The 13229-nt window shown below is 57.7% G+C and carries 9 protein-coding genes; 7 read left to right on the top strand and 2 right to left on the bottom strand.

The annotated features are described in order from the left end of the window. Positions 1–297: 297 nt before the first annotated feature. The 5 genes from clpS to gcvP all read left to right on the top strand — a co-directional run bounded on the left by clpS (position 298) and on the right by gcvP (position 7859). Positions 298–588, top strand: a complete 291-nt coding sequence (clpS, locus tag IEY52_RS04240; protein ID WP_189000333.1) for an ATP-dependent Clp protease adapter ClpS — start codon at positions 298–300, stop codon at positions 586–588. Beyond that, a complete protein-coding gene (gene clpA / locus IEY52_RS04235; protein ID WP_189000329.1) occupies positions 585–2849 on the top strand; it encodes an ATP-dependent Clp protease ATP-binding subunit ClpA in 2265 nt (754 codons plus the stop codon). The genes clpS and clpA overlap by 4 nt, the downstream gene beginning before the upstream one ends. A gap of 258 nt (positions 2850–3107) precedes the next feature. Continuing rightward, entirely contained in the window at positions 3108–4283 is a 1176-nt protein-coding gene (locus IEY52_RS04230) for a trans-sulfuration enzyme family protein (protein WP_189000326.1), read from the top strand. A 1-nt stretch (position 4284) separates the two neighbouring features. Further along, positions 4285–4803, top strand: coding sequence for an SMI1/KNR4 family protein (locus tag IEY52_RS04225; protein ID WP_189000323.1), 519 nt, complete (start codon positions 4285–4287; stop codon positions 4801–4803). Positions 4804–4976: 173 nt separating this feature from the next. After that, positions 4977–7859, top strand: a complete 2883-nt coding sequence (gene gcvP, locus IEY52_RS04220) for an aminomethyl-transferring glycine dehydrogenase (protein WP_189000320.1) — start codon at positions 4977–4979, stop codon at positions 7857–7859. A gap of 152 nt (positions 7860–8011) precedes the next feature. Here the strand turns inward: gcvP and IEY52_RS04215 are convergent, their stop codons facing one another. After that, positions 8012–8359, bottom strand: a complete 348-nt coding sequence (locus IEY52_RS04215) for an endonuclease domain-containing protein (RefSeq protein ID WP_189000317.1) — start codon at positions 8357–8359, stop codon at positions 8012–8014. Positions 8360–8449: 90 nt separating this feature from the next. Continuing rightward, positions 8450–10009 carry a histidine kinase N-terminal 7TM domain-containing diguanylate cyclase gene (locus IEY52_RS04210; RefSeq protein ID WP_189000314.1) on the bottom strand — a complete coding sequence of 520 codons (1560 nt, stop codon included), beginning with the start codon at positions 10007–10009 and terminating at the stop codon, positions 8450–8452. Between the two features lie 210 nt (positions 10010–10219). Between IEY52_RS04210 and IEY52_RS04205 the strand changes: the two genes are divergently transcribed. Continuing rightward, positions 10220–12151, top strand: a complete 1932-nt coding sequence (locus IEY52_RS04205) for a primary-amine oxidase (RefSeq protein ID WP_189000311.1) — start codon at positions 10220–10222, stop codon at positions 12149–12151. A gap of 75 nt (positions 12152–12226) precedes the next feature. After that, complete coding sequence (locus IEY52_RS04200) at positions 12227–13228, top strand: LacI family DNA-binding transcriptional regulator (RefSeq protein ID WP_189000308.1); 1002 nt, start codon at positions 12227–12229, stop codon at positions 13226–13228. Position 13229 lies beyond the last annotated feature (1 nt).

The following is a 13229-nucleotide window of genomic DNA, read 5'->3' as shown; positions in this document are numbered from 1 at the left end:
AAGGCTGGCGGGGACATGGAAGCTGCCGAGGGCCGAGAGCCGAGGGCAAAAACACGGTTGACTGTTTTCTTTACGTTTATCGGTGTTGCTGCCATGTACCACTTCATTTTTCGGAAAAATAAAAAATCACTGTGCTGTATATCTGAAGTCACAACACGCTGTATGAGAGAAAAGCTTTCGCAGAGGCTTTTACTGCACTCAGCCCTCGGCTCTCGGCCCTTAGCTCTCGGCTTCTTGCAGCCCATCATCCTAACAAGACTCACCGTGCAGAACAGGCAAATAAGTTAGACTCTGCCTATGACCGAGGCACGCACTGAAACGCGGACCCAGACGCAGCGTCCGCCCCTTTACAAGGTCCTCCTGCTCAACGATGACTACACCCCCATGGATTATGTGGTGCGGGTGCTGGTCGAGTTTTTTCGCAAAAGTCCAGCCCAGGCCACCCGCATCATGATGGCGGTGCATCAGGAAGGCTCTGGGGTGTGTGGTGTGTATCCCTTTGAAGTGGCAGAGACCAAAGTGCATCAGGTGAACAGCGATGCCCGTCAGAATGGCTTTCCCCTGAAATGCATCATGGAGGCGGAATGATCACCGAAACCCTGGAACAGAGCATCCAGAGGGCCGTGCAACTGGCCCACAGTTACGGCCATGAGTACATCACCCTGGAGCACATGCTGTACGCCCTGATGGACGACGAAGACGCCCGTCCGGTGTTGCAGGCCTGCGGCATTGACCTGAGCATTCTGGAAGATGCCCTGGAAACCGAATTTGACAACATGGAGGGGTACGACGATGTGCGGCCCACCTCCACCCTGGCTTTTGATCGGGTGCTTCAGCGTGCCCTCAGGCAGATGCGTGCAGCCGCCCAGGAACAGGTGACCGGAGCACAGGTGCTGGTGGCCCTGCTGGAAGAAGACACCTCGGTGGCGCGTTTCCTGCTGGAAGAACAGGGCATGACCCGACTGGACGCCATCGAGTACATCTCGCATGGCAAACGCAAGTTTCAGGTGACCACCAATCCCGGCGAGGGGCTGACCCAGCCCACCCAGGCGGGCGGCTCTGACAACGATCCCCTCAAGCTGTACTGTGTGGACCTCACCGACCGGGCAAGAGCAGGCTTGATTGACCCCATGATTGGCCGGGAATTTGAGCTGGAACGCACCATGCAGGTGCTGGCCCGCCGCACCAAGAACAACCCTGTGCTGGTTGGAGAACCCGGCGTGGGCAAAACCGCCATTGTGGAAGGACTGGCCCGCAAAATTGCCCTGCAAGAGGTCCCAGAACTGCTCTCCGACATGACGCTGTACTCGCTGGACATGGGGGCGTTGCTGGCCGGAACCCGCTACAGAGGGGACTTTGAGGAGCGCCTGAAAGCGGTGATTGCGGCTTTAGAAGGCCGCAAAGTGATCCTGTTCATCGACGAGATCCACACCATTGTGCGTGCTGGAGCGGTGGAAGGCGGCTCTATGGACGCCAGCAACCTGCTGAAACCCGCCCTCAGCAAGGGGCACCTGCGCACCATCGGGGCCACCACCTACGAGGAATACAAGCACCTGGAAAAAGACCGTGCACTGGGCCGCCGTTTCCAGAAAATTGACGTGCCAGAACCCACCCAGGAAGATGCCATCAAAATTCTGGAAGGCATTGCTCCTTACTATGAGCAGCACCACAAGCTCAAATTCACGAAGCCTGCCCTGAGGGCTGCCGTGGAACTCAGTGCCCAGTACATCACCGACCGGAGGCTGCCCGACAAGGCCATTGATGTGATCGACGAGGCAGGAGCACTGGAAATCCTCAAACCTGCCTCCAAGCGCAACAAGACGCTGACCCCAAAGCACATTGAGGCTGTGGTGGCCAAGATTGCCCGGCTTCCCCTGGGGGCCATCCAGAAAACCGAACAGACCAGACTGCAGGATCTGGAAGCAGAGCTCCTGCAGGTGGTTTACGGTCAGGACGAGGCGGTCAAAGAGGTCTCGGACACCGTCAAACTGGCCCGTGCAGGCCTCAGGCAGGAAGGGAAACCCGTGGGGGCTTTCCTGTTCGCAGGTCCCACCGGGGTGGGCAAAACCGAACTGGCCAAACAACTCGCCCGCGTGCTGGGAGCAGAATTCCTGCGTTTCGACATGTCCGAATACATGGAGAAACACAGCGTGTCCCGTCTGATTGGTGCCCCTCCCGGATATGTGGGCTTCGATCAGGGCGGACTGCTCACAGATCAGGTGCTCAGGCACCCACAGAGTGTGGTTTTGCTGGACGAAATCGAAAAAGCCCACCCGGACGTGTACAACATCCTGCTGCAGGTGATGGATTACGGCAAACTCACCGACCACAACGGCAAACAGATTGATTTCCGGGGTGTGGTGTTGATCATGACCACCAACGCTGGCGCAGAAGAAAATGCCAAAAGCCCGGTGGGCTTTGGTCGCACTGTGCGGGTGGGAGAGGACCTGGAGGCCATCAAACGCACCTTCACGCCCGAATTCAGAAACCGGCTGGACGGCATTGTCTCCTTCAAACCTCTGGCCAGGGAAACCATGCATCTGGTGGTGAACAAATTCCTGCGGGAACTGGCAGGCCAGCTGAAGTCCAAAAACGTCCATCTGACCATCGATGAAACCGCCATACAGTGGCTCTCTGAAAAAGGCTACGATCCAGCCATGGGGGCCAGACCGCTGGCCCGCGTGATTCAGGAACACCTGAAAAAACCCCTGGCAGACCAGATCCTCTTCGGGCAACTGAACAAGGGGGGAGAGGTCACGGTGACGGTACAGGCTGGAAAACTGCAACTGGTGTTGCCTGGGTTGTCGGTGCAAAAGGCCGAGGGCCCAGAGCCGAGGGCCGAGGGCTAAAAGCAGAAGGCAGAGGGCAGAAGGCAGAGAGAGAGGCTTTTGCTTTGAGGGCGCAGCACGCTGTCTTGTGCAATCCAGGAGACCGCAAGTTGGTCTCCTTGCACGCTGCGCTCCTACATTTGTTTCTTGACATGTTGGAGGCAAGCTTTTACCTTGCTCTCGGCTCTCGGCTCTCGGCTCTCGGCTCTCGGCTCTCGGCTCTCGGCTCTCGGCCCTACCTGTATACACCCTCATCTGGATTTGCCAAACTGTGAACACATGACTTACAAACCCACCACCCTGGCCGCCCGTGCAGGCGAACATGCCAAAGAGACCCCCAGCCGCCCTCTGGTGGAACCCATCTACCAGAACACGGTTTTTGCCTTCGATGACCTGGACCACATGGAACAGGTCTTTTCAGAACAGACCCCCTCCAATGGAGGGATTTACTACCGCTTCAACACGCCCAACCACCTGACCCTGGAAGGGGCACTCGCTGCACTGGAAAAAACCGAGGATGCGGTGTGCGCGGCCAGTGGCATGGCGGCCATTGCGGCGGCTTTGCAGGCGGTGTTGCAGCAGGGAGACCACCTGATTGCCGATCAGCAGGCTTACGGAGGCACCTACACCCTGCTGACCCAGGAGCTTCCCAGATGGGGCATTGAGGTGACCTTGCTGGACATCACCGATGCTGAGGCTGTGGAGCAGGCCATCACGCCCAGAACGCGCCTGATCCATGTGGAGAGCCTGACCAATCCCCTGATGACCACAGTCAACTTTCCTGCCCTGATTGAACTGGCCCACAGCAAAGGGGTGCTGGTCAGCGTGGACAACACTTTTGCCACGCCTGCCCTCTTCCGACCTGCCGAGCACGGGGCAGATCTGGTCAGCCATTCCCTCAGCAAGTACCTGTCCGGGCACAGCAATGCCCTGGGTGGAGCGCTGGCGGGTCGCAAGGATTTGATCCAGCAGGCCAGATTGCGCCTGATCCGCCAGGGGGCAACCCTGAGTGCTTTTGATGCCTGGATCACCTTGCAGGGACTGAAAACACTGGGACTGCGCATGCGGGCACACACCCACAATGCCCAGGCCGTGGCGGATGTGCTCTCCAACCACCCCAGGGTTGCAGCGGTGTACCATCCGGGACTGGGAGACCATCCCCAGTTTGATCTGGCCGCAGACCTTTTCCCAGACGGGTTTGCAGGCATGTTGTCCTTTGAACTCAGGGGAGACCTCAACACTTTCATTCGCAGGCTGCAAGGGAAGATTCCGCTGGCCCCTTCTCTGGCAGATGTGAATACAACCCTGAGCTATCCCTGGACCACGTCACACCGTTCACTCTCTGAACAGCGCAAACTGGAGTTGGGCATCCGCCCTTCTTTGCTGCGCCTGTCTGTGGGCATTGAGGACATTGAAGACATTCTGGATGATCTGGAGGACGCTTTAAACCACTGACATGCTGATTGACCGCCTGATCCGGCAGATGCGATCTGCCCCTGAACACAAGGTCTCTCGCCCCCGCATGTACGAGCTTTTCTTGCTCCGGGGCGAGGTCCTGCCGTTTGACCTCAGGTGGTTTTACAACCGGTGTGGTGAAGCGCGATTGTTCTACAAAGAGGAGCGCTACCTCACCCTCCTGGAACCCACTGAATTGATCTCTGCCAACAAGAGGATCGTGGGCAAGGACCACGATTACGACATCTCCTCTTACTGGTATGTCTTTGCGCAGGATGCAGATGGCGAATACCTCTCGATTGACCTGCACCCCAAACGTCTGGGACGCATTTACGACACCAACCATGTCAACCATGCCCTGGAGGGCTACACCCCCATCATTGCCCTGTCGTTCAGCGAATTTCTGGAAAGGTCCCTGAATTACCGCCCGAATTATTACTGGCTGGATCGGGATTTTCGCGGGTATGGGGATGCCTACGACAACATTGAAGTGGAGTGGGATGAGGATGCGATTTACTGATTGAGCAGAAGGCGGAGAGCAGAAGGCCCAAAAAGCATCAGCTCTAGCAGGATTTGCTTCAGCCTTTTGTTTTCTGCCTTCTGCCGTTTCTCTGTTCCCAGGCAAGTTCACATTTCTTTGCGAATAATCGTATACGATTATATCTATAGCCTGAGCTTCCCCACGGAGGAACCATGACCCGAAAATCCCTGCAACACCTGAACCTGCAAGACGACTTCATCTCGCGCCACATTGGCCCGAATGAACAGGAAATTTTAGAGATGCTGAACACCCTGGGTGTGAACACCCTGGACGAACTGGTGGAATCCACCCTCCCAGAAAGCATCCGTTTTGAGGGTGAACTGAAGGTGGGCCGCACCTTCACCGAAGTGGAAGCCCTTGCAGACCTGAAAAGCAAAGCCAGCAAGAACAAAGTCTTCAAAAGCTACATCGGGATGGGGTATTACGGAACCCTGGTTCCCCATGTGATCCTCAGAAACGTGCTGGAAAACCCCGGCTGGTACACCGCCTACACCCCTTACCAGGCTGAGATTTCCCAGGGCCGTCTGGAAATGCTGCTCAACTTCCAGCAGATGGTGATGGACCTGACCGGCATGGAAGTGGCCAACGCCAGCCTGCTGGACGAGGCCACTGCGGCCGCAGAAGCCATGACCCTGGCGAAGCGCTCCAACAAGAAGAGCAAGAGCAACAAATACTTCGTTGCCAGCGACATCCACCCCCAGACCCTGGATGTGATTCAGACCCGTGCACAGTACTTCGGCTTCGAAGTGGTGGTGGGCAACCCCGAAACCGACCTGAAAGATGCAGATGTGTTCGGGGTGCAGCTGCAGTACCCCAACACCTACGGTGAAGTCAAAGACCTCACCAGCGTGATTGACACCGCCCATGCCAGAGGTGCGCTGGTCTCTGTGGCCACCGATTTGCTGGCCCTGACCGTCCTCAAAGCCCCCGGTGAAATGGGTGCAGATGTGGTGATTGGCAACTCCCAGCGTTTTGGGGTTCCCATGGGCTTTGGTGGCCCTCACGCCGCCTTCTTTGCCTGCCGCGATGAGTACAAGCGCAGTGCTGCAGGACGCATCATCGGGGTGTCCAAAGACGCCAGAGGCAACACCGCCTACCGCATGGCCATGCAGACCCGTGAACAGCACATCCGCCGCGAGAAGGCCACCAGCAACATCTGCACCGCCCAGGCCCTGCTGGCCAACATGGCTGCTGCTTACGCTGTTTACCACGGTCCCGATACCCTCAGGACCATTGCAGAGCGTGTTGAGCGCCTGACCAGCATTGTGCGCGTGGCTCTGGAAAGTGCAGGCTTCAAACCCAACACCGCCCACTTTGACACCCTGACTTTTGAAGGCAACGTGGAAGAGGTTCGCAGCCGCGCTCTGGCCGCAGAAATCAACCTGCGTTTTGAAGCAGGCAAAGTGGGCCTCTCTCTGGACGAAAGCACCACCCTGGATGATGTGGTCACCCTGATTGAAGTCCTGACAGGGCAGAAAGCCGATCTGGCCGCTCTGGACCAGAAGGTTGTTGATGGGGACATCTCTGGCATTCCTGCAGGTCTGGAACGCACCAGCGCTTACCTGCAGCACCCCGTCTTCAACACCCACCACAGTGAGCATGGCATGCTGCGTTACCTGAAACACCTGGAGAACAAGGACTACAGCCTTGTGCACGGCATGATTCCGCTGGGATCCTGCACCATGAAGCTGAATGCCACCACCGAGATGATCCCCGTCACCTGGCCCGAGTTTGGCAGCATCCACCCCTTCGCACCTGTGGACCAGACCGAAGGCTACCAGGAGATGATCACCGAACTGGAAAGCTGGCTGGCAGACATCACCGGATACGATGCCATCAGCATGCAGCCCAACAGTGGCGCTCAGGGTGAGTACGCTGGCCTGCTGGTGATCCAGAAGTACCACGAGGCCAGGGGAGAGGGGCACCGCAACATCTGCCTGATTCCTTCCAGTGCCCACGGCACCAACCCCGCCACCGCCAGCATGATGGGCCTGGACGTGGTGGTTGTGAAGTGCGACGAGAACGGCAACGTGGACCTTGAGGACCTGAAGACCAAAGTGGAAAAACACAGCGCAAACCTCTCTGCCCTGATGGTCACCTACCCTTCCACCCACGGTGTGTACGAGGAATCCATCACCCAGATCTGCGATTTGATCCATGAGCACGGCGGTCAGGTGTACATGGACGGGGCCAACATGAACGCCCAGGTGGGCCTCGCCAAACCCGGCCTGATCGGATCTGACGTGAGCCATCTGAACCTGCACAAGACCTTCGCCATTCCCCACGGCGGCGGCGGTCCTGGCATGGGACCCATCGGGGTGAAAGCCCACCTGGCGCCCTACCTGCCCAACCACAAGGTGCGCCCTGTAAACAAAAGCAGCACGGGTGCAGTGAGCGCTGCCCCTTACGGCAGTGGCGCCATCCTGCCCATCAGCTGGATGTACATCCGTTTGCTGGGCAATGAAGGCCTCAAGAAATCCACCGAAGTTGCCCTGCTGAATGCCAATTACATTGCCCGCAAGCTCTCTGGACACTACCCCGTGCTCTACACCGGACGCCATGAGCGGGTGGCCCACGAGTGCATCATCGACATCCGGCCCCTCAAGGAAGCCACCGGGATCACCGAAGAGGACATCGCCAAGCGCCTGATGGACTACGGTTTCCATGCCCCCACCATGAGCTTCCCCGTTCCTGGCACCCTGATGATCGAACCCACCGAGTCCGAACCCAAAGCAGAACTGGACCGCTTCATTGAAGCCATGGTCAGCATCCGCCAGGAAATCCGCGAAGTCGAAGACGGCCTGATCAAGGCAGAAGACACCGCCCTGCACAATGCACCCCACACCATGCTGGACCTCACGGATGCCAGCTGGGAACGCGCTTACACCCGTGAAACTGCAGTGTTCCCTTCCCGCCACACCCGCGCCAGCAAGTACTGGCCCAGCGTGAACCGCGTGGACAACGTGTATGGGGACCGCAACTTCGTGTGCGCCTGCCCTCCGGTGAGCGAGTACGAAGAAGCTGAACTGGTGTAACCCTCACCTCGCTGCGCTCCCTCTCCTGACAGGAGAAGGTTGACCTTCACCTCGCTGCGCTTTCCTCTCCCTCAGGGAGAGGAATTTTTTGCTGTGGCCAAAGCTTTTCACCCTCTCCCATTCTGGGAGAGGGCTGGGGTGAGGGTACCCAGCTAAAGCCCTGGCCTTCCAGCAATTTCCTGCAGAATCTGTTCCAGCACCCCCTCCAGATTGTTGTGAATTTCCCAGTTCCAGAACCGGACCACTTTGCATCCCAGTTCTTCCAGATGACGGGTTCTTCGGGCATCGTAGGTTTCGCGCCCGATGTGGCTGTTGCCATCCAGTTCGATGACCAGCAGGTGTTCCTGACAGAAGAAGTCAGCAAAAAACGGAGGAAGGGGATGCTGTCTTCTGAATTTGGCTCCAAGCTGCCTGTTGCGCAGGCGTTCCCAGAGGACCTGTTCAGCAGGGGTGCTGTGTTTTCTCAGCTCTCTGGCCCTTTGAGTGCGGGTGGAGGACATGCGTATTTTTTAAGGGATGAAAGCACAACCCCACATCTGGATGTTGCCTGATGTGGGTCCAATGGAAATGTCTGTCATTTCTGAGGGGTTTCACCCGTAGATCTCAGCCGTTCCCAGCACCGTCGATAAAGTCACCCGGTTGCGCCCCTCTTTTTTGGAGGTGTAAAGCGCTTCGTCTGCTTTCCCAATCAGTTCATCCAGGGATTTTGCAGCCCCGTTCAGCACGGCAACGCCCAGACTGGCAGTGACAGAGATGTTTTGCTCTGGAAGTTCCAGGGGGGTTTCTGCCAGGGCCTGACGGAGTTTTTCGGCAATGCTGCGGGTGTCTTCGGCGTTCCCACCGCTGACCAGGCAGATGAATTCCTCCCCACCATAACGGGCGAACAGGTCGGTGCTTCTCAGGCTGTTTTTGCAAACTTTCGCCACGTGCTTGAGCACCTCGTCGCCAATCTGGTGGCCATAGGTGTCGTTGATTTTTTTGAAGTAATCCACATCCAGCATCACCACGCCCAGGTTGCCTTCGGTGCCATTGATGCGTTTGAATTCGGGCTCGGCCAGTTCATAAAAATAACGGCGGTTGGTGACCTGCGTGAGGGCGTCCGTGCGGGCAATGTGGGCGAGTTGCATCTCGGCCTGCTTGCGTTCGGTGATGTCAAAGAGCACCAGCACGTGTCCGGCCACCTGTCCACGCTGCTCCCGGATGGGGGAGTACTGCACCGAAAAGCAGCTTTCCCGCTCTCCCTGCATCAGGGTGAGCTCCTGCGGGATTTCTTCAAAGGTGGCCAGTTTCAGGCGGTCTCCCAGCACTTCCTGGGGGGTCTTGCCAATGCTGCCCGATTGTTCAGGCCCCAGCATGCGCTGGGCGTAAGGGTTCAGGTCCACAATCCTGCCCATCAGGTCCAGCACCACAATGGCGGCGTTGATGTTCTTGACCACCAGGTGGTGGGCAATGGGCACCAGTTTCAGCGCTCCATACCGGAAGAGGGCCAGTGCAAAGAAAATCCCCGAGAACAGGAAGAAGAAAATCACCTCATCCACTTTGGGGATCAGGTCCAGACCCAGCAGGTCCTCGGTCATGCGGCCACCCAGCGGAATGAACCCACCCAGAAGCAGCCACTGGGCCTGTTGTTTGAAGAACCGCGAGGTGGTGCGGTAAAAATTGAAATACACCACCACACTGGCCAGAATGCACACGTAGCACAGCACCGCATAAATCCAGAAGAAAAACCCGTGGTCCGAGTCGGTTTCGGGAAAACCGGGTTTCAGGCGGATGTCGGTCCACATCCAGGTTTGCAATCCGTGGCTGAACACCACCGCCCAGGTGAGGATCACCCCGGTGGCCAGCACGGTGCTGAGGGGACCTTTCAGCCGCTGCTGGTTGTTGGTCATGTAAAGCGAGAACACAAACCACAGCACTGGAGCCGTGGCGCTTCCCAGGTATTTGATTTTCACCCACAGGATTTTTGCATCCAGCGTGACACTGGACAGCTCCATGATGTAACAGAACGTCCAGATGCTGAGGGCGGTCATCACCAGCACAAAAACCCGGGCTGCAGGATTGTAGTGCCGGAGGGCGTACAGCGCCAGACCCACAGTGGTGATCAGAGAGACCACAAAGGGGAGGATGTAAGGGGTAAATTCCAGCTGCATGTCCACCTCTTTTTGCTCTCGGGGATGGGTGCTTTCCCTGAATGGTTTTCCCCTGAACGATGGTTTCATCGTAGCATTCCCCACAGTTCTTTGGTGAAGTGTGATCCCCCGGTGACAGGTAACAAGTGGATGTTCCATCCAGCAGCGGCTGTTTCAGCAGTTGGTGTTTCAGGCCGTCTGCTGTGCTCTGCACCCGATATGATTGCTGTTATGCCCAGACCTTTATGGATGATGTTTGTTTTGAATTGTGCCCTGTGGGGAACGGCGCTGGCGGCTGGACCGCTGGAGCCCCTGACCGGCAGCGAAATTTCCACGGCCGTCGGTGTTTTGAAATCGCAGGGCAAGGCTTCTGCCAGCACCCGTTTTTCCCTGATCACCCTTACTGAACCAGACAAAACCCTGGTGTACCAGGGCAAAGCCACCGGCAGACAGGCCAGGGTGGTGATGTATGACCGGGGCCAGAACCTTACCACCGAGGCCATTGTGGATGTGCAGAAAAAAAGCCTGCTGAATTTCAAGGCCCTGCCAGGCATGCAGCCCGGTTTCATGCTGGACGATTATGTGATTGCCCAGCAACTGGTGGGGAAAGATCCCCGCTGGCTGGAAGCCATGCACAAACGGGGCATCGCTCCCAACCAGGTGATGCTGGACACCGCCGGGGGCCGCTTTGAGGTGGGAGAGGACGGTGCACGGGTGATGGTGGTGACCTCCTACCTGCGTGCAGGGGCCTGGAACGGCTATGCCAGACCCATCGAAGGGGTGCTGGCCCGGGTGGATGTGTCAGCCCGCAAAGTGCTGTCGGTGACGGACTCCGGGGTGGTGCCCATCTCCAAAAGCAAAGGAGAGGTGGGTGCTGACCCCTCCAACCTGAAACCCCTGGTGGTGAGGCAACCCTCGGGGAGCAGCTTCACCCTGGATGGCCACGAATTGCGCTGGGACCGCTGGAAACTCAGCTACTCCCTGAATGCCAGAGAGGGCCTGGTGATCCATCAGGCTGGCTGGATGGAAGGCAAAACCTTCCGGCCCGTCCTGTACCGGGGATCGGTGGCGGAAATGGTGGTGCCTTATGGAGATCCCAACCCCAACCACGACTGGCGGCAGCCTTTTGATGCCTCCGAGTACGGTCTGGGCACAACGGCCTCCCCATTGACCCTGGGTGGGGACGTGCCTGACCACGCCCTGCTGAAAAACGAAACCCTGTTCACCCAGACCGGAAACCCACTGGTGATGAAAAACGTGGTGGCCATCTATGAACGGGATGGTGGTCTGCTGTTCCGGCACATGGATCCCGACAACCTCAAGGTGATTTCCAGACGGGCCAGAGAACTGTGCCTCTCTGCGGTGTCCACGGTGGGCAATTACGACTACCTGTTCACCTGGGTGTTCCAGCAGGACGGCAGAATCAAGGTGGAGGTCAGCCTGACCGGCATCATGGCCACCCGTGGAATTGCAGACAGCAGCACGTCAGATTCTGGAGACTCTGGCATGAAAGTGGCCCCCAACCTGCTGGCCCTGCACCACCAGCATTTCTTTGGTTTCCGTCTGGACCTGGATGTGGATGGCCTGAAAAACACCCCACTGGAACTGAACACCGAGCCTCTGGACATGACCGACCCTGAAGCTGACGCGAACATGCAGATGGACATGTCTGATCAGGCCAATCCTCATGGCAATGCCATGCACGCCATGCTGGAACCCCTGAGCAGCGAACTGAATGCTGTCCGCGATGCCAGCAGTGCAACAGCCCGTGCCTGGGTGGTGCAGGGTACACGCAAGAACAGCCTGGGAGCTCCCACCGGATACCTGCTGGTTCCAGGGAAAAGTTCCCCCCTGATTGCTGCTCCAGAAGCCCCCATTCGTGTTCGTGCAGGATTTCTGGAGCACAGCCTGTGGATCACCCGCTTCAATGCGCTGGAACGTTATCCTGCCGGAGAGTACCCCACCAACAACCCGGATCCGGGAGGCATCAAAGACTACATCCAGAACGATGAACCCCTGCAAAATCAGGATGTGGTGCTGTGGTACACGCTGGGCATCACCCACATTCCCAGGCCCGAAGAGTGGCCCATCATGAACACCCATGTGGTGGGGTTCACGCTGGAACCTGCCGGGTTTTTCTCCCGCAATCCCATGTTGCCCTGAGGTGTTGCTTCAGGGCTGCTAGAATCGGATTCAAAAGACTGCTTCAAAAGACTGCTCCACCTGCAAGGAAAAGAGATGTCAAAACGCCGAATCACCATCAAAGATGTGTCTGCCCTGGCCGGGGTGTCTGTTTCCACGGTTTCACGGGTGCTGAATGCCAGTGGCCCGATTTCTGAAGAAACCCGCAAAGCCGTGATGGACGCTGCTGCAGAACTGAAGTACCAGCCCAACCTGCTGGCCCGTGGCCTGGTGAAAAACCAGCTGGGTGGAGTGGGGGTCTTGATTCCCTGGCTGGGGGGTCCTTTCTTCTGCAGTTTTCTGGAAGGGGTGCAAGATGTGATTCGAGACACCCCATTCCGGCTGGTGATTTCCAGTGAGCAGGCCCAGAAAGCCCGTGAGCACGATGCCCTCACCTACCTGCTGGAAAACGATGCAGACGGTGTGATCTATTACGGGGATTCTTTGCGCCCAGAGGACATCGCAGAGATCAATCCGCAGGACAAGCCAGTGGTGCTGCTGGGACAGCCACGCACCGAGGCCCATCCTTGCGTGACCATCGACGATGAAGTGGGGGCTTTTCTGGCCACCCGGTACCTGCTGGACAACGGGCACCGCCAGATTGCACACATCACCGGAGAGGCCAGCCAGCATGTCACCGAAACCCGTCTGGGAGGCTACAGAAGGGCACTCTCTCAGGCAGGGGTGCCTTTTGATGGGCGTCTGGTTTTTCATGCCGATTACACCGAACAGGGTGGATACCGCAGTGTGCAGCAACTGCTGGGTCGGGGGGTGGATTTCACGGCCGTGTTCTGCAGCAATGACCAGATGGCCATTGGTGCGTATCAGGCGCTCAGGGAATTCAACAAACGCATTCCCGAGGATGTCTCGGTGGTGGGCTTCGATGACATTTCGTTTGCGCAGTACATGCATCCGACCCTGACCACTGTGCGGGTGCCGATTCGCAACATGGGCAGTGTGGCTGCCCGCATGGTGATCGACCTGATTGAAGGCCGGGAAGCAGAACACCCGACCCTGGAAGCCGAACTGGTGATCCGCCGCTCTGTAAAAAGGCTTTGAA

The sequence above is a fragment of the Deinococcus roseus genome, from assembly GCF_014646895.1.
Classification (GTDB): domain Bacteria; phylum Deinococcota; class Deinococci; order Deinococcales; family Deinococcaceae; genus Deinococcus_C; species Deinococcus_C roseus.
The sequence above is the reverse complement of the archived record's forward strand: the minus strand, read 5'-3'. Positions and strand labels throughout refer to the sequence as shown.